This is a genomic window from Fodinibius roseus, assembly GCF_900129315.1.
Classification (GTDB): domain Bacteria; phylum Bacteroidota; class Rhodothermia; order Balneolales; family Balneolaceae; genus Fodinibius; species Fodinibius roseus.
The window spans coordinates 155,678-174,157 of the sequence record NZ_FQUS01000002.1; the positions used below are offsets into that span (position 1 = coordinate 155,678).

Here is an 18,480-nt window from a genome sequence, read left to right on the forward strand (position 1 = left end):
ATACCCGGGAGTCATTAACGCCTGAAAGGAGGTTCTTCAGTCAAAATCAACAGATACTTGTTCAACATAAAATGCCAGGAGAGCGGGTATCAGGCCGTAACAACATTTATTGTTAGACCACGGTCTCATCAAGAGTCTCATCGATACTGTTGCTTCTTTCCTGAGGCTGGAAAGGGTCACGCGCAGGCCTCCTTTGCCTTTGCAGTTGCCGTTTTTTCCGTTCCCGCTGCCGCCAGATAATAAAACCGGTAATCGACAAGATCGCGGGCGCTAAGCCAAAGAAGCAGTAAAGGATTTTGATGGTAAGCCCTCCCCAGTCCCCGAAATGAAGCGGGTAGGTAAAGCTCAGAAGATGCGTGGTAACCGGCTGATTCCGGACAAAGAAGGCATTGCTTTCCATCCCGGTACGGGGATCATATTGCACATAATTCGAAAACTCGTAGTGGATGGGCAGGTCGGTATCCATGTGACCATAGAGCGTAATCTGGCGATCCGGTTGGGCCGGCATGCGAACGTAAGAAGGATCAAAACCGGGATAAGATTCCCGGGCCGTTTCCATCATGTTGTCCAGGGAGGCTTCCACCGCGGGGGGATCGGGAAGGGGAGGGGGCTCGCCATCTGACTGCACATGGGTCAGGACGATAATCAGTAAAATGACAACGCCCGTTATAGCCGTTATCAGGTTAAAGATGAGAGCCCAAACGCCCACGGACCGGTGAAGTTCTGAAGAAGTAGACTGCAGGTTCCGGAAACGGGGTCGTATTTTAAAGGTAAGTACTTTTCTAATGGCCTTGCGGTAAAACCAAAAACCGGTAATGAGGGAGCAGATAAACATGAGTCCGGCGATAAGCAGAATAACTTCGCCTGCAAAGCCGGAGTGCAGCTGGTAGTGGAGCTTGAGCATCCAGTAGGAGAAGGTGCTCTCACTGTCGAGGTCCCGCATGATGTCCCCCGTCACCGGGTGCAGGTACAAGTATCGCCGGTCATCGGGCCGGCGGATTTCCGCCTCGATAGCCCGGTCCGCCTTGTCGGGAACAGCCGTAAACCGGACATCCCAGTTGGGGTGTTTCCGCATAATCGAAGCATAGGCGTTGTCGAGGGATACCGGCTGGTCGGAATCCGGCTGGTAGATGATATCGCGCTGGATGAAGTGTTCGATTTCATCGTCAAAAACCAGTATGGAGCCGGTTAACCCCATGATGAGAATAAAGATGCCGGCTATCAGACCGAGCCACTTATGGATGGAAAGAAGAAATCGTTTATTCATAGACAGATAAAAGCTGCCGAACCAATTCCTGGGTCGATCTGGCGGGAGTTGATTACGCTTACGGAAGCCGGAACTTCATCAATTGTTTCGGCGCTGCGGATGGCGGAAACGATAACTTCGTTCATACCCAGAATATCCTTTTCGAGTTCAACAGTGATATTCGTGGTAGCTCCATCCCGAATCGTAATGTCCCGTTCTGTTTCCCGGTAACCGATCCCCGAAACCCGGATGGTGTGAGATCCGGCGGGAATGCGCTCAATCAAAAATGTTCCGTCAGCGTCCGTTGCCGCGCCCAGGGTAGTGCCTTCAATACCGATATTGATACCGGGCAGGGCTGACTCGCTTTCGGATTCCGTGACGGTCCCCTCAAGTTGTCCCTGTGCAAGGGCGGCCGTTGCTACGCTTAAAAAGATTCCAGCTGCCAAAAGTAATCTTTTTGGAATACGTGCGATGAGGTTCATAGCGCGATGAAAATTTAAGAATCCAAATGTATTAGCGTTTTAATGATAGGAGGTTTTGCATTACCTACCGATCTATTTAAACCAATTATAAATAGGGGTCAATAGTATGTAGATTTAATCTAAATAACAATGTTGAAAGCAAATAATTATCCTGCCTGGGTTGAGTTTGACTTAGATTGTTCGCGAACAGCTTACAGCCCGTATAATATTGATATAAGAAGGATGGATGACCCCGGGGAGTGAGAGGGGACCCGGGTATTGGTCATATTGGCAGAGATGTTTTTAAATCAGGATGCGCCTTCAACATACGACAGGATAAGCGTCAAACAAGATAAGCAGGGATCCCTCGGCTCTTAACTTAATTGGTGAGACAATAAATTTTGACGGGGAATAGGTAATCAGGGGAGGAACCGGATGTAAAATATTTCTGTGAAGGTTCTGTTATCCAAATTGTATTATCAGCCGGGTAGCAACATTATGAATTAAGATTTCCATATGTATCCCGTATAATTTCCGAGAATTTCTCGGAAGCGGAACTTTGGTATTTGCCGTTTCTCCAAAGAATGCCGACTGTTCGGCAGGGCGTCGGCTTATGCAATTTGACCGGGATTAGGTTTTTTGCCGCTTCCATCTCCATAGTCAGTGCCGGCAATACGGTTCCTGCCGAGCTGTTGGTTTGAACAGCAGTCAGCAAAGCAGCAATGGTATTCATCTCGATTTGGACTTTAGGATAGATGTCTGACTTCTCTACGCAGCGTTCCCAGATGCGCCGGGTGCAATATTCCTCAGGTAACAAAATTAATTTTTGTTCATCCAGCTTATTAATGCGGAGTTCGGATTCCCCGGCCAAAGGATGCTCTTTGTTAACAATAAGGATCAGTTCTTCTTTAAAAAGATCTTCAAAAACAAGCCTGGGATAGGCTTCTGGTTTAAAGCTTATTCCCAGATCCAGCTCATGATGGTATAGCTGTTCTTCTAACTGAGGAGCGGAAAGCTCCTTGACTTTAATAGTTATTTGAGGAAAGCGGGAAGAAAACAACGAAACTACCCGAGGCATCAGATAAGCGTTGACCGTTTGCACCACCCCGATAGTGAGGCTGCCCCGGTATAGTTTTTCCAGTTCATCGATAGCCGTTTTAGTTTTTTCTACTTCCTTAACAATATATTTAGCGCGCTGGTGTAGCAACCGACCGGCCTCTGTAAATTGTAACCTGTTGCCGGAACGATCGAATAGCGGTACGCCCAGTTCCTGCTCCATCTTTTTCACCTGCTGGGATAATGCTGATTGTGAAATATAAAGCTTATCTGCCGCTGCAGTGAAGGTACCCTCTTCAGCAATCGAAAGTAAATATTTGAATTGCCGTAACTCCATTATTGATATAAGTATTACTTATGATAAACAGAAGTAAATATCGATAGACTTATATCCAAAATCCAGCCATCTTTAGGCTTAATAAAAATTAAACCTGCAAATCCAGCTATGAAACCACGAAATGTACCCTTTGTCCTTTTGATCTTTGCAATTATCCTGTTCTCCTCAGTCGTTGTGTATGCCCAGAAAGCTACCGGCCAACAGATTGAACAGCTGAATACAACAGATATGAATATTACGGAAGCCCGGGTTGTCTACCAGGGAACACAAGATCAACTTATCTTCCGGATGGCAGTCGATGGTATAGCCGGAGAGACTAAACCCGAACCGGCCGGACAGCTCAATGGTGCGCCTGTCCTTGGTTACGTGTTTCCGACGACCCTTAGCCCAACAGTGGTCGGGTTTGGGGACGTGAAAGGAATATTGGCTCTTGCCATAACCTCTCACCCGGATTTTGATGATACGCCGCTTTGGGATGAAAACGGGGACCACAATTACGAAAATGACGGGAAATGCTATCATACGCACTGGGTGGTGCTTGGGGAAGATAATCGTGTTGAAGGCGGGCTTTCCGTAAGGGAGTTCAAAAAGGAAGATCAGAGCGTGATACTTCCGCCCACTAATCCCGGTATGCCGATGTACCTTGATTCACCGGGTTTCCCCGTAGTCTTTGATGATAATATGTTGAGCGTTGTTGTACCGGCGCAACGCGTAAGCAATGAGACGTCATTCAATTATGACGGAGCAACTGCTTATATGGAAGTTTCAACCGAGAAGGGCCAGCCTATGTTGGGTGTTTACAAAGTATTTAAGGTATCATCGGGTGATTTGAGCTTGCCTTATTCGGTACAACAGTAATAGTTAACTGGTAATAATTTTATCAGGAGGGCGATGTGACCGAGTGGCAGGTGGGAGTTTGCAACGCTTCTTACGGTGGTTCGAATCCACCCATCGCCTCTATTTATTTTGAAAGTTATATATCTTAATATGAGGAATACCATCAAACAGCATATTCAACAGGTTGAAAATCGCATTATTCAGGCCTGTCGGCGAGTGGGACGCGATCCCCCTGATCCCTATTACTGGCCGGGCATTAACTCAGCATCATATTCACCCAGTCGCCTGTCCGAATAAAGCAGCCTAAATTATAGATACATCGAAATTAGATTGAAATGAAAATACATTATCTGCAACATGTCTCTTTCGAAGGACCAGGCTATATTGAAACCTGGGCCAAACAGCGGGGCCACGAGCTAACGGGTACGCACCTATTTAATTCTGAAACGCTACCTGCACCCGGGGATATCCAAGCCTTGGTTATAATGGGTGGTCCGATGGGAGTCTATGACGAGCAGGATTACCCCTGGCTGAAAAAAGAAAAAACGTTCATAAAGGAGTGTATTAATCGCAAGAAAAAAGTGTTGGGCGTTTGTTTGGGAGCACAACTTATCGCTGACGCTTTAGGGGCAGAGGTAGTGACTCTCTTTGAAAAAGAGATTGGTTGGTTTCCAATACAGTGGACCCCATCTGCACGTAATCATCCTGCGTTGGATTTTCTTCCTCCTCAACAAATAGTTGTTCACTGGCATGGAGATATGTTTTACCGTCCGGACGGTGCTATCAATTTAGGATGTAGTGAGGGCTGCGAAAACCAGGGCTTTATGCTTGGTGATTATGTACTTGGCCTGCAATTTCATCTGGAAATGACCCAAGAGGGCTTGTCAGAGTTGATTGAAAATTGCCGGAATGAAATAAACAATGGTCAATTTGTGCAAAATGCTGAACAGATGCTTAACGAGGGATATTTTGAGCAGAATCATGACACAATGGGGCAATTGCTTGATCGGTTCATACAGTAGCAATAGCTGCTGCATTTTCTTTTGAATGCTGAGTATCAGGTTACCTGTTCTGCTGACTTGTTCTTCCTGGCGGTTTTCTCCCCGTTTGTTTTTAACGATTTTTTCCTGGCTCTTGCCGCTCGCCTTTGCCGGGCTTGCTGCTGCCGTCGCTCTCGATCCCACCAGAAAATAAAGCCGGTAACCGGCAGGCTGGCCGAGACCAGGCAGGCGATAAAGGCAATGATTTTGGTCCATATGCCGCCGATGGCGCCGATATGCAGGTCGTAGTTGAGGCGGCTGAGCTGTTCGCCTCCATTAACTTCGGAAAATGCTTTTTCTTTTTTTAGCTGCCGCAGCGAATGCTGCTCATAATAGGTGCTCCTGCTGAGATACCTGTTATGCAGAACCGGATTTACACTGACATTCCAGACGCCCTCTTCACCACGGGGGTACCTAATATTAATCTGATTCTCCGAAGGATTGACGCCCGACTGCACCAAGTCGTTGAACAAAATATCTTCCTCTTCCTGAGAACTATTGGCTGCCAGTGTCGTATCGGAGGTGACCTGCTCCGTCTCGGGCTGCTGTCCCCCCGAGGCGGTCCAGTACACGGCATCCTTAAACCAGCTCATGCCGTAGACCATGCCGGTAAGGGCGAGGATCAGCGCAATCAAGAGCGTATAAAATCCGACTACATTGTGCAGATCGTAGTTAATACGTCGCCAGTTGGACTTCCAGCTCATGGTCAGGCTTTTTTTAAGGTAGCGCTTCGACCAGCGTTTGGGCCACCATAGTACCAGTCCGCTGATCAGCAGGATTACAAATAGGAGCGTGCCATATGCCACAATCGGCTTGCCGATCCAGCGGGGCAGCCACAGCTGGTAGTGCCCCATAAGGATAAATCTAAAAAAATCTCCATCCAGGTGTCGATTGTACAGCGGCTTCGCCGTGTATGGATTAACGTACCCCACCTGGTAATTGGAAGGATCGGAATAATAGGGGACTATCGCACTTTTACCTTCCCCGCGATAGTTTACACTCCAGACAGAAGGGTAGTCATAGGCTTCCCGGACGGCATTTTTTAGTTCGGAGGGCGGAAGCATAGTGGCATTCTCTTCGACTGCTACCGTTTGGAAAGGTTCGATCAGCAGCTGGATTTCATCCTTAAAAGTATAGATAGCCCCGGTAATACTCACGATAAATACGACAATACCGGAAATCAGTCCGAGCCACAAGTGCAGCCAGGCTGATATTTTATACAGAAGCGAGCGGTTTTTCTTTTTCTTTGGTTTGAAGCTGAACATGACCGTTATTTAGTTAGGATGACTTTTTTCCAGTTATTTTCATATAGACAGACGACGCAGATTTTATGATGTAGGAGAAGATGCTATCTGCGAAATCAGCGGGAAAATTAGCCGGCAGATAGCCAAAGTCATGCAGTTTAGTATGGTCTTCTCAGAATACATGTCGGCGGTTATTCGGTTAGTTTGGGTACTAAAAAAGCACAGTCCCGCGGTCAAACGAGACTGCGCAAAGGGTAAATTATTCTACAGGTTCCAGCTTTTTAATAGAGGTAATGCTCCCGCCTTCGACTTCAAGCCCCCGTGTAGCGGTAGCCGATGCTATATCAATGGCGTACACATAACTGCCATCCTGCGGAAGTTGCCCGCGATCATTTGTCCGGTATTCCCGCCATGGTTCCGAGAGGAATGCCGCGATGGATCCCATCTCTCTTTATCTATTCTGCCGGCGGAATAGTAAGCGTGGCCGTATGCCGGATAGCCTCGTAATCATCTCCCTCAAAGGTTCCGGAATGATCTTCGGTGTACACCGTTTCGATTACATATTGTCCGTCCCAGGGCAGGGACACACTTATCCGGCCTTCTTCATCGGTATAGAGGGTTTTGAACCATTGATCCTTGTACCCCACATTTACTTCCTGTTCTGCCAGCGGCTTGCCGTTAAACATTACCTGAAACCGGACGGGAGACTGTCGTTGAAAAGAGGTGGTTTTCGTTGACTGAATAATCAATTCATTGGTCTCTGCAAGCGGCTCCGCCGAAAGTTCGGTTTGGCCGGGCGATCCTACACTGACCGTAGCCAAAGCAAAGAAATTCGTCTTCAGAATGCCCAGGTCATATTCCCGCCAGTCGACCACCGGGGCGTTGGTCACATTGAGTGCCAGCCGGTAGTGACCCTGCTGTTCGGGGGTAAATTCGGCTACAAACCGGTTGGTCCCGATGGTAGTTTCCAGCTCCTCCACTTCGCCATTCGGCTTGATCAGAAAAACGGATATCTCCCCAAGCATTTCCTGATGATCTTGGGTAGAAACATCCTCGCGCACGCCATACGCATATTCTCCGAGATAGATATAAGCTTCCTGGACTTGTCCGACTTCAGCGTTGGGACTGGTTTCAATCCACAGGTTATGGGCGGAAGCCGGGAGGGTGAACAGGGTGAGAGCGAATAATAGGATGGCTATTTGAGATAACTGTTTAGTATGCATAATATGTCAATTTGATAGTTAGATTTAGATGTTAAAACTTATATCCGACACTCAGACGGAAATTCCGGGGCGGCTCGCTTATCCAGATATATTTCTCACCGGAGGGGAAGCCGGAGTACAGGTACTCATCCAGCAGGTTGTTGACGTTGAGGGAGAGATTGAACCGGTCGTTCTCCCAGGATATCCCCCCGTCGAGCTTGAAGTAATCCGGCAGCGAATTCTGTTCGGAGAACCAGGAGGTACGCCCGATTTTCCACATGTACCCCAGGGAAAGCCCTACTCCCTCAAGCGCACCGCCCGGGACATGGTAGGAAAGCCAAGCATTGTTGAGGTGACGAATGGCGCCGGGCGTCGGCTCTCCCTCCACCTCTTCATTCGTGTCTTCGGTTACTTTCGAGTCGGTGAAAGCATAGTTCACCACCAGGTTCAGTCCTCTTGCCAGGCGACCCCTCACGTCCACTTCCACTCCCTGGGTTTGTATTTGTCCCAGTTGAACCGAGAAGTCGGGATGGTCCGGGTCGGTCGTAAGCACGTTTTCTTTGGTGATGCGATACGCTGAAACGGTCGAGTTCCACCGGCTGCCGAACCATTGCCGCTTCAGACCGGCTTCGATATTATGACCGGTAACGGGATCAAAACTCTCCCCCTCAAAATTTTGTCCCCCTTGCGGCAGGTAGGCCTGGTCGTAGAGAGCGTAAACGGACGTATTGTCGTCAAGATTGACACTGAGTCCCGCTCGCGGGGTAAACACCTGCTCTTCAGTCTCATCGGACCGGGAATCGGTAAAGCGTCCGGCCAGGGTCAGTCGCAGGTTATCATCAAAAAGATGGATTTCATCCTGGATATAGATTGCGCGATGCGAGAGATTGTCGCGCCAGCCCGCCCGGTTGTTGAGGCTTTTGGCGGGATTATATTCGGGGATGGTATCCGCGGAAATATTGTATTCAGGCTCATAGATATTCAGGTCCGGAATCTGTCCCGTGGTTGCGAATACGGCTATGTACTGCTTATCGCTCAGATCCAGTCCGCCCAGGATTTCGTGCCTTGCAGCGCCTGTCTTGATATTTCCGTTTACGAACACCTGTCCCAGTTTATTCTCGGAATGACCATCCCAAACCGAAACAGTGCGCGCCAGGTTGCCCTGCTCGTCAATCTCCCCGCCGGGATATACATACTGTCCGATAGCGCTGTAATCGAAATAGGCCATCTTGGCAGTCAGGCTCCACTGCTCGCTGAGCCGGTGTTCGAGCGTCAGGAACAAGCTGTGATCCTTGATCTCAGAGGGACCGATTTTGGGATCCGATACCGTAAAGTCTCTCGGAAGCGTTCCATACCCATCGAGTGAGGCCACGTAGCCGCCGGGCTGGTGGAATTCGGAGGACTGATAGGTATATTCGGCCGTCAGTGAGGTATGGGAATCAAAGTTGTATTGCAAAACCGGCGCGACCGCATAGCGATTGGTATAGTCAAACTTGCGGTGGGAGTCTTTCTGCTGTCCCATCACGTTCAGGCGGTACAACAGGGTGTTGTCAGAGGTCAGCTTTCCGTCAAAGTCGGCCGTGGCTCTTAAGGTGTTGAAGCTCCCGGTCGTAAGAGACGCAGAAGCGCGCGTTTGGCCGGTGGGCTTGTCGGTGACCACGTTATAAAAACCGGCGGGTTCGCCATTCGCCATCATAAAACCGGCCGGACCTTTGACAAATTCTATCCGCTCGACCATCGACATATCTTCGGCCAGCGGTCCCCAGGGCATCTCCACATTCATGCCGTTGCGGAAAGCGGGAATCTTGGACCCGCGCATATAAATGCGGGCATACATGTTATCCCAGTGCTCTTCGCGATGAACGCCGCTTACATTGCGGGCGATCCCCTCCACCATATTAAAGATCTGCTGGTCGCGGATGAGATCGCCGGTTATGACCTGGATATTTTGAGGTGTTTCCAGGAGAGAGCCTCGAATTTTGAGCGAGGATGAGGAGATGGAGGTGTTGTAGCCCCCCTGTCCTGTGACAGTTACCTCCGAGAGCTCTTGTGTTGAAACAGTCATACTAAAGTTCAATACGACGCTTTCACCGGCTTCAATGGTTATCGTTTCACTGCTTCTGACATATCCCACGCCGGAAGCCACCACGGAGTAGTCACCCGCGGGGATCTCATCCAGCGTATAGGTGCCATCGCTGCCGGTGGCCGTCCCGTAATGGGTCCCTTCAAGGGCAATGTTGATGTCTGACAAGGGCGACCGGTCCTGTTCATGGGTTACCTGTCCTTTTACGGTGCCTGTTTGAGCCTGGGCCTGACTAAATGAGAGACTTAGTACAAAGAAAATTAAACCGGTAATACGGGGAATGGATATGTTGAAATGCATTGTATCAGAATGATGATTAATTAGGTTAGTAGTTTTATTGTTGAGAGAAAGCCTTTTCCACCGACTGCCGCAGGAAATCGGTGATGAGCGGATCGGGCAGCAGGGTTTTGCCGCTCCACTTGTAATCAAGTCCCTCGAGCCGCTCGGCCACCGCCTGCTCGCGTCCCCCTGAAGAGAGGAAGAGCGGAACGACAACGACATCGCCAAACTGGCCGGCCTGTCGAACCAGGGCACGCAGGTTCGCTTTGGCCTGATTGAAGATTTCATCAGAAGCATCATCACGCACCGTAGTAGCAAAAATCTGTTTGTAGGGAGTCCCGTCTTCTTTTTGAGCGGACTGAATTTTTTGGGACAGGCTCTCCATGGTATCAATCCATTTTTCGTTGTCATCTTCGGCATTGGGTCCGTGGGCTACCAGCAGCACGGTTTCATGGGCGGGATCGGTGCTGAGCTCCCGGATTCGCTTGTTGAGTATTTCGGCCACCACGGGATGGTCGTCCAGGGCCGGGGCCAGCGTGATCTCGGCTTCAGTGGGAATCGGCTGCAGGTTCTCCGGCATGTAGAAGCGGTGGTCGCCGGAGGAATGTCCCGCCGAATCGTCTTCAATATTCATCATTTCCTTATACTCGTCGATATGGTGCATCAGCGGCATCGGGCGCTCCGGCAGCGAGTCGCGTTTGCCAAGCAGGTACCGATTCTGGCGGATAATCGGACTGTAGCTGGAGATAAAAAGCTGCACCACGGCAATCCTGGAAACATCCTGTTTCTCCAGCTTTTTGATGCCGTTATGCATCGTCACGTAGTTGGCCATCCCGAAGGCCACTTCGACTTTGTGATCTTTTTTAAGCGGTTCTGCGGCCTCTATAACCGCTTCATTCCATTCTTCGCTGCCTCCGTGGGCCAGGACGAGAACGCCCGTATCCTGGGAAGAGACGGCGGAAATTTGGAAGAAGAGTAACAGGGTAAGGACGAGGAAAAATCGGTTGTGGTTCGTCATGGTAATGCGTTTAGGGATTGTGCTTTGAATTTCGATTAATCCGCCCCTTCGCCGGGAGGGGAGCAGGGTAAGAAGACTCCCCTCCGGCATGGGGGGACGGACAGAGGATCGCAGGGATCCTGTTTAGTTCAGTTCTCTTGATCCATTGAGCTGGATGGCATATTCGAAGGTGTAATGTCCCGAGGGATGATCCTCAGTATTAAAATCCTCATTTGACAAGTCAGGATTACCTCTATACCAGCTGATAATCTTCATTTTGGCGTAGCGTTCGCCATCGGCTGTTCTAACAATGAGCGTGGTGTTTTCTAAAGGAATAATTGTATGGGGTGGAGTGCCCTCATCCCCTGTATAATGGTACCAGCCGTTATCACTCCCCGTTGGGATGGCTAGGCTGGTAGCAGTTGTATCTATGGCATAGCCTTCGGATGGGGCGATAACCGTAGCGTCAAACGACTGGTCCAGTACGATGGCTCCGCCATCCCCTGGTCCACTGCTGCCGCTGTTGATATAAATGGTAGTGCCCGAAAAGGCTATATCCCATTGGGTAGAGGCGGAATCGCTCTTTTCTATCCTGTTATTTTCTCTAAGGCTGTAATAGGCGGTATCATTAGGGGCCGTTCGTCCGCCATATCCGGTATCGAGATTTTCCACAGTATGCGTTTCAAGCTGGAATTCTTCTTCCCCGTCGGGACCGGTGGTATCGTCGCTGCAGGCGGTGAAGACAAAAGCAAGAGCCGCAGCTATGAGCGTAAGTGAGTGTAGTTTTTTTGTTGTTCGTAACATAGCTTCCATTTTATTTTTTGGGGTTTATGACTAATAAAGTTGCAGTGAAAGTTGCCCGTAAAATAGTCGTCCGGGCAGATATGAAAGGCCCGAAGGTCGTGTGAAATCCAGTATATTGTCGACCCCCAAACGCAGCGTGTACCGCTCATTTACGGTCTTGGCAATCGAAGCATCCCATACCATATATCCATCTTCATATTCACCGGGATCTACATAGCTATTCCCGTTAGCGTCGGCGCGTCCGTATTTACCGTGCCAGCTGCCCCGCAGGTTGGCATCCACATTGAGGGCATCCCAGAAATAATACATTTTGATATTCGCCGAGTGTTTGGACCGGTTGAACATCAGCTCGTAGGAGCTGAATTCTTTTTCAATGATCTCGCCATCTTCATCCTGTACCGTGCGTGTGCCTTCAATCTTGCGGCGCGCATCCAGCAGCTGGTAGCCGGCAGCTACCTCAAACCGGTCAGACAGCTCCCAGCGGAGTTGTGTTTCAATACCACGGGTGTACACTTCTTCCAGGTTGAAGTAGGTGTAAACCGACTGCCCGTTATTTTTGGTGGCCACAGGAGCAGATTCGATCAGGTCGCTGACATCGTTATAAAAGAGATTGAGTCGCAGTTCCATATCATTTATGGGGAAGAAATCAATTCCTGTATTATAGGCCCACGACTGCTCGGCCCTGATCTCCCGGAGCTGATCGAGTGGTATTAAAACCTGGTCAATTTGTCCCTGATCCTGAAGTTGCTGAATTTGTTCTTTTGCATTGCTGGAACCGACCACGGTATAGCCGACTGTGGGATTGGTAAAGTTCAGAAACAGCTGACGAAAGTCGGGCGCCTTGAACCCGCTGCCGGCCGAAGCGCGAAGGTGCAGCCAGGAGGATAGTTTGTAGCGGGCCGAAAGCTTGGGACTCAGTTGCGAGGTATACTCGCTGTGACCATCATAACGCAGTCCCCCGATAACATTCCATTTTTCAGCGGGCCTCCATTCGTGCTGGACAAACACGAAGTAGCTCTCAAAAGCAGGATCGCTGGCGTAACGCTCTGCTTTTAGTTGTTCATGCATATAGCCGCTGCCCAGCGTCGAAATATGTTCGGTATTCCAACGCTTGTTAAGCTGGAATTCCGATTTGTTATAGTGCTGATCAAATTCGGAATGCTCATACAGGCTGTCCCCCTCCACGTAATGATAGCGGGTGTCGGTGCGATAGCGGCTGTAGTAGTGGGAAAGTTCAGCACTGAGTCCGGCTCCCAGCTCGGCATGCAGTGACGGCGACAGGCTGTAGTCTTCCTGGAGGGCCTCCCCGTCGAGAAGGATAGGATTTTCCCGGGATCCCAGATAATCGGTGCTGGACTGATCTTCACGATAGTATCTCCCCTGGAATTCAATTTTTACGGGATCCGAAAGGGGTATGGTGGTTTTGTAAGAAGCCGTATAGTTCTGATACTCGGGGACGGTCTGGGAAATAGCGTCCGGCCGCAGGTGGTATCCCTGCGAGCTGTTGCGATTGAGAAAAAGATTATTTTGCCAGCCGTTTTTTTGAGCGGAAAGATCCACACCCAGATCCACGGTCTGATTGCTGCCGTACCGTGAGTTGATGCCCAGCTCAAAAGGCCGCTCTCCCTTCCGGGTAATAATATTGATAACGCCGGCCAGGGCATCGCTCCCCCAGAGTGCCGAAGAGGGACCCTTGATCATCTCTATCTGCCGTACATTTCCCACCGAAATGCGGTCGAGGTTGAGGGTACCGGCGGTGCGACCGATGAGTGGCTGACCGTCAATCATGATTTTTGTGTAATCGGAGGCAAACCCCTGCACCTGGATGCCGGTCCCGTGGTCAGAGGTAAGCGTTAGTCCCGTCTGTTCGGCCAGAATTTCGCTGAGCCGGGTGCTGCCGGACGTTTGGATCTCCTGGTCGGAAATGACGGTTACCGGTTCCGGGACATCCTCGATATCCCGGCGGCTTCGGGTGGCTGTCACCACAACGGAGGGCGATACATATCGCTTTGGCCTGAGTTTAAAAGTGAGCGTCTCTCTTGATGAATCGTCAACTTCTATGGTTTGTTGCAGGGTCCGGTAGCCGACATGGCTGATTTTCAGGTTGTATGTGCCCGCCGGAAGTTGTTGAGTAAAGGTAAACTCACCATTGTCATTTGTAACCGTATGCACCGGGAGATCCCGAAAGGTCAGGTGAGCCTTTGCCAGCGGCTCTCCTTGTTGAGTGAGGACTTTGCCCCGGACGGTAGCTCTGCTTTGAGCGTTGGCTTGAGCAGCCATGGTTAGTCCCAGGAATAGGAGACAAAGGGGTTGGACAACTTTCATTCTTGTTTTAAAATTTGACTTTTATTTAAACCATCTTTAAATAAGGACCAGAATATAATTTAGATTCATTCTAAATAGAAAGGCCAAAGGTAATCGATTTTCGAAATTTGGTTTAACCCGGATGGATAAATGGGCTGGTCTTGACTAAAACGAGAATTCTTAAAATTGTATAACTCTTTGATACACAATGGATAACAAGTATGTAAATCGTTCAAAGATATCAGAGGCGAAATTTCGGGAGCTGGTGAAGTTATTTGCCCTGGATCTGACGGCCACCCAGATAGCTAAACTGTCGGGACTTAACCGAAATACCGTCAATCGATATATCAAGGAGATCAGGAAGCGCCTGGCTGAGTATTGTGAAATAACCGGTCCTGTTACAGGCTATGCCAGCTCTCCGAATCAAAGGGTAGAGGGAGATATCAGGTATCTTGGAATCATCGAAAAGGAAGGGGTGATCTGTGTCCAGCTTATGAATAGAAATACCGAAGTTGGGGAGAAAAATGATCTTATGGATCCCCAGTCAAAAGAAATGGATGTGATCATCGATCTCAAAAAAGATCAGAAAATATGGACAGGAGACCGGGGACGGTTACAAAAAAATGACCAAGCTAAGATAAATCGCATCGACGGTTTCTGGGGATATGCAAAAACCCGGATGGAGAAGTTTAAGGGCATCCATTCTCACACGTACTTTCTGCATCTCAAGGAATCGGAATTTCGATATAACAACGACCAGGAAGAGTTGTATCATCTGATCCTGAAGATCATTCGCAAACACCCGCTCTTTTAGTCAAGCCCGAAGTGTAATAACAGATCAAAAAAAATAATTTTCATGACTATCAGGTCGGATTATTAATCAGATCAACTATAATTATTGTTCTGAATATTTGATTGTTGAGTTCCTGATCGCGCACTGGCGGGACCGGTCTCTATTACCCGGGAGAGGAAAAAACTCACCGGCCTTGAAAAGTCAGCCCGTTGGGCGGCGTTCCGTTTTTGCGTCGTTGAAAAAAACGGAACAACCATTTTAATGGCAAACAAAGACAAACACAGGATGTTATAACGATTGTCCGTAAACAGGCTTGTTTAAACGTATCTGGGTTACTGTCCCCGGCCTTTTAGCGTGGACAAAAACTCGACCATATCGCGGATTTCACGCTTTTCCAGGAGAGTTCCCATCGGAGGCATGCTCGACGGGGCGGATTGGCGTTCTGCAATACTATTTTTTTCAATTTCATGGCTGCTGCCATCTGCCGATTGTAGAACCAGCTGGGTATCGGTTTCTTCCCGAACGACGCCGCTTACTTTTTCCCCATCCTCCAGCGTTACGGCAACGGTACCATATCCCGGAGCGATGCGCGCATTCGGGGCGAGAAGGGACTCCAGGAGTTGTTCGCGACTTAAAGTGGTACCGATATTAGCCAGGTCCGGTCCCACGCTCGCCCCATCTCCCCCAACAGCGTGACAACGCATGCACTGGGCGGCCTCATGGCCGAATACCAATTCACGTCCGGTTTCAGCATTTCCTCCATACAGGAGTTCCCGATTGGCAGCGACCACATCATCGGATGATTTAGAAGATTTATACTGCTCAAGCATGGTTACGAGGGAGTCCGCATGGCTTGTCCTGGCAGCCATAATGAGATCAAGCTGTAGCTCATTTGGATAATTACCGGCAAGGAGTTTATCCAGCTCCTCTACCAGTACTTCGTTGGCCGGCTGAGATCTCATTTCTCCCAAGGTCTCCAGCACTACCTGTTGCTCTCGGTTCTCTCCTTTACCCAATACCGAGGATAACAAATCAACAATCTGTTGATCAGAAAGATCAAGGGTGGGAGTCAGTCCCAATGCGGTCATTCGCACCTGCTGGCTTTGATCATTCAGAGCTATCTGAATAGCTTTTTCAATCTGGTTAAAGTCCATGGCCTGTAGTCCCTTTAGAGCAGCTACCCGCACCTCGGGAGAGGTGTCATTCTGAAGGTGAGTAAAGATTTTTTTAATGGCGGGCTGATAATTAAGGTTACCGATGCTCTGGAGGGATGCTATTCTGAGCTGTTCGTTTGAGGCCTCCAGCAGGGGGTCGATAATGGTGGCGAGCGCCTCTCGAGCGTGGTCGGGATTCAAATCCGGCTGGCCCCGGTATCGTCCGGTAACCCGGTCCAGCTCCGGGGGATTTGACCATACGCCCAGCGTTGAGATAGCTTCAACCCGCATGGAATCGGGAGCTCCTTCCTGAACCGCATAGTCAGCTAATCGTTTTGTTGCTTCCGGACCCCCGATCCTGAGATTGGCATTTATAGCACGCCGGAGGAGCGCTTCACTGTCAAAACGATTGTGCTCCAGAACCGCCGCCAGAGCCGGCAAAGCTTCTTCAATGGACCAATCATCATTGATCGCCCGGGCCGCTTCCGTTACGATATATTCATCTTCGTCGTCTAAAAAGCGAGCTATGCCCGGGTGTTCCATTCGCCGCAGGGCTACGACCGCGGCAATACGCAAGGCTCGTGAAGGACTGTCTTCCAATGCGAGAATAGGCTCCGCTTGTCCGATTTGAGCCAGGGCGAGCGTCCCCGCATGACGCAGGTAGACATCTTCGTCATTATTCGCTTCGAGCATCTCAATAATGGGATCTACGGCCGGCTCGTATGCTAACTCTCCCAGCGCCTGGGCTGCAAAGAATTGGGGACGTGCTTCATCATCTTTCAAAAGAGGAATGAGTTGATCGCCTGCCGGTTCATACTGAACATCACCCAATACTTTGGCCGCCTGTGCCCTCACTTCGGGATCGTTGTCCTTAAGGACAGCAATAAGCGGCTTCGCAAAATAAGCCTCATCACGTGCCAACTGCCCAATCCCCCAGATACCGTGCAGCCGCGTCAGCTGATGATCCGAATCAATAGCTTTTTGAAGGGCCTGGGCTCCGGCCTCTTCCCGTTCGGCCAGTTCAAACTGGGCTTTCATGCGGACCCGCATATCCCGGTGCCCCAGCAATGTCAGCAGTTCCTCTTCCGGGCGGGAGTCGAACTCTTCGCCTAAGATCTGTTGGGTCTCTTTGCGGATGGCGGAATCTGCCGCTGCCGGGGTGTCGAGTTTCCAGATACGCCCTTTGCTGTTGGTTTGCCATCCTTCGATCCAGTCGGCAAAATAGAGGGCGCCGTCGGGACCAAAGTCCATGCCTGTTGCCAGTATGCCCTGTTCCACTACCTGGTCTGTTTCCAGCTCAAACCCCGCCCCGCTTTGCTCCAGGGTAAACGCATGAATGCGGGAGCGGGCCGTCGAACCGGTATATTCCGCTACAAAGAAATGATCGTTCCATTTTTCGCTGAGTGCTGTACCCGGGTTATAGGCCATGCCGGCGGGACCGTTATGATAATTGGCGACAGGGGGGATGAAGTAGGCCGCTTGTCCCTCTTGCCGGGGTTTATACATCTCCTCATCCATCCAGACTTTGTACGAATTATTGTTCGGATCATCATATTTGCCGAACTGCCAGTTATGCCGCCAGCCCGTATCCGATCCCTTCACGAGGTACACCAGTCGTTCCGATTCCCCGGCATGATCACCGTCATTATCTACGCTGATCAGGTTGCCGTATTTATCAAAGGAGAACTCAAACGTATTCCGTACGCCCATGGCAAAGATTTCAAAATTGCTTCCGTCGGGATCACTGCGGGCAATGACGCCGCGATTTGGGTACTTCCAGTGCCGTCCGTCCGATTTTCCGTTGAAGCCGATATCCCCGATGCCCCAGTAAATGCGTCCGTCTGGACCATACGTAGCCCCCGACATCCCGTGTCCGCTGAACCCGATATGCACTCCGTAGCCGTGACTGATGGATTCCTTTTCGTTCGCCATCCCGTCGCCATCCGTATCTTTTAACCGCCACATATCGGGAGCTACGCCCAGGTAGATGGTATCGTGAAAAGAAAGGATCGCCCCGGCGACGTCCGTCACTTCGGAATGAAAATCCTCGATGAACAATTGAGACCGGTCCGCCACGCCATCCCCGTCCCGATCGTCTACCCGGTACACCTTTTCTTTCTGAACGGTCAGGTCTTTCCAGTCGTGAGAACCATCTTCATTGCGATCCGGGAGCCAGCTTTCGTTTTCATCACTTCGCTCCGGAGCGAGCTCGCGATGCAAAAAATCTCGGCGGTCCTCAACACTGCTCCACGTCATGGCTTCATCCATCCAGTTGCGGTGATCCCGGATATCAAATTCGGAGCTCCAGCTCCGGGTCGTATTCGTCACAAAAAGGCGACCCTTGTTATCTACATCCAGTCCGACAGGGTCGCTAATCAGCTCCTCCGAGGCCCATAGATTCAATTCAAATCCTTCTGCCAGTTCTACAGGCACCTCTTCTTCAATATTGGCTGCGAGTTCCGCCGACTTTTGAGGGTCAAGCGTATTGATTTCTTTAGTTGAAAGTTCTTCATTGCCACAGCCTGCCAGAATAACGATAAACAAGGCCGGTAGGCAACATATGCTATATGGGAAGAAGATCTTCTTTGATCGGTGGGGCAGACGCATTTTTGCTTTGTTAAAAGTTAAACTCACACTTAATTG

The 18,480-nt window shown here is 49.9% G+C and carries 15 protein-coding genes and 1 tRNA gene; 5 read left to right on the top strand and 11 right to left on the bottom strand.

The genetic code is table 11. The annotated features are described in order from the left end of the window. Positions 1-112: 112 nt before the first annotated feature. The 3 genes from BUB16_RS02575 to BUB16_RS02585 form a co-directional block, all read right to left on the bottom strand. Entirely contained in the window at positions 113-1,267 is a 1,155-nt protein-coding gene (locus BUB16_RS02575) for a PepSY-associated TM helix domain-containing protein (protein ID WP_073059263.1), read from the bottom strand. Beyond that, on the bottom strand, positions 1,264-1,728 hold the full coding sequence (locus tag BUB16_RS02580) for a carboxypeptidase-like regulatory domain-containing protein (RefSeq protein ID WP_084087980.1): 465 nt from the start codon (positions 1,726-1,728) through the stop codon (positions 1,264-1,266). Before BUB16_RS02580 ends, BUB16_RS02575 begins: the two co-directional genes overlap by 4 nt. Positions 1,729-2,203: 475 nt before the next feature. After that, on the bottom strand, positions 2,204-3,100 hold the full coding sequence (locus tag BUB16_RS02585; RefSeq protein ID WP_073059265.1) for a LysR substrate-binding domain-containing protein: 897 nt from the start codon (positions 3,098-3,100) through the stop codon (positions 2,204-2,206). A 108-nt stretch (positions 3,101-3,208) separates the two neighbouring features. Between BUB16_RS02585 and BUB16_RS02590 the strand changes: the two genes are divergently transcribed. From BUB16_RS02590 to BUB16_RS02600, 4 genes are all read left to right on the top strand, one after another. Next, positions 3,209-3,958: a hypothetical protein gene (locus BUB16_RS02590; protein ID WP_073059266.1), complete on the top strand. Its 750-nt coding sequence runs from the start codon at positions 3,209-3,211 to the stop codon at positions 3,956-3,958. 29 nt (positions 3,959-3,987) lie between these two features. Continuing rightward, positions 3,988-4,057, top strand: a tRNA-Cys gene (locus BUB16_RS02595). 30 nt (positions 4,058-4,087) lie between these two features. Next, the gene (locus tag BUB16_RS21360; RefSeq protein WP_170864257.1) at positions 4,088-4,234 is read left to right on the top strand and encodes a hypothetical protein; all 147 of its coding nucleotides are present in this window, start codon (positions 4,088-4,090) and stop codon (positions 4,232-4,234) included. Between the two features lie 38 nt (positions 4,235-4,272). Continuing rightward, positions 4,273-4,959, top strand: coding sequence for a type 1 glutamine amidotransferase (locus BUB16_RS02600; RefSeq protein WP_073059267.1), 687 nt, complete (start codon positions 4,273-4,275; stop codon positions 4,957-4,959). Positions 4,960-4,994: 35 nt separating this feature from the next. Here the strand turns inward: BUB16_RS02600 and BUB16_RS02605 are convergent, their stop codons facing one another. The 7 genes from BUB16_RS02605 to BUB16_RS02635 form a co-directional block, all read right to left on the bottom strand. Further along, positions 4,995-6,242, bottom strand: coding sequence for a PepSY-associated TM helix domain-containing protein (locus tag BUB16_RS02605; protein ID WP_073059268.1), 1,248 nt, complete (start codon positions 6,240-6,242; stop codon positions 4,995-4,997). Between the two features lie 238 nt (positions 6,243-6,480). Further along, complete coding sequence (locus BUB16_RS02610; protein ID WP_073059269.1) at positions 6,481-6,666, bottom strand: DUF4374 domain-containing protein; 186 nt, start codon at positions 6,664-6,666, stop codon at positions 6,481-6,483. Between the two features lie 10 nt (positions 6,667-6,676). After that, a complete protein-coding gene (locus BUB16_RS02615) occupies positions 6,677-7,444 on the bottom strand; it encodes a DUF4198 domain-containing protein (RefSeq protein ID WP_073059270.1) in 768 nt (255 codons plus the stop codon). A gap of 31 nt (positions 7,445-7,475) precedes the next feature. Beyond that, a complete protein-coding gene (locus tag BUB16_RS02620; protein ID WP_211483066.1) occupies positions 7,476-9,806 on the bottom strand; it encodes a TonB-dependent siderophore receptor in 2,331 nt (776 codons plus the stop codon). A gap of 34 nt (positions 9,807-9,840) precedes the next feature. Further along, on the bottom strand, positions 9,841-10,803 hold the full coding sequence (locus tag BUB16_RS02625; RefSeq protein ID WP_170864258.1) for a sirohydrochlorin chelatase: 963 nt from the start codon (positions 10,801-10,803) through the stop codon (positions 9,841-9,843). Between the two features lie 123 nt (positions 10,804-10,926). Beyond that, positions 10,927-11,586 carry an HmuY family protein gene (locus BUB16_RS02630; protein WP_170864259.1) on the bottom strand — a complete coding sequence of 220 codons (660 nt, stop codon included), beginning with the start codon at positions 11,584-11,586 and terminating at the stop codon, positions 10,927-10,929. A gap of 30 nt (positions 11,587-11,616) precedes the next feature. Beyond that, entirely contained in the window at positions 11,617-13,866 is a 2,250-nt protein-coding gene (locus tag BUB16_RS02635) for a TonB-dependent receptor (protein WP_073059272.1), read from the bottom strand. Positions 13,867-14,098: 232 nt separating this feature from the next. Between BUB16_RS02635 and BUB16_RS02640 the strand changes: the two genes are divergently transcribed. Further along, positions 14,099-14,704 carry a hypothetical protein gene (locus BUB16_RS02640; protein WP_073059273.1) on the top strand — a complete coding sequence of 202 codons (606 nt, stop codon included), beginning with the start codon at positions 14,099-14,101 and terminating at the stop codon, positions 14,702-14,704. Between the two features lie 311 nt (positions 14,705-15,015). Here BUB16_RS02640 and BUB16_RS02645 read toward each other — a convergent pair whose 3' ends face one another. Then, positions 15,016-18,381, bottom strand: a complete 3,366-nt coding sequence (locus tag BUB16_RS02645) for a PVC-type heme-binding CxxCH protein (RefSeq protein WP_211483067.1) — start codon at positions 18,379-18,381, stop codon at positions 15,016-15,018. Positions 18,382-18,480 lie beyond the last annotated feature (99 nt).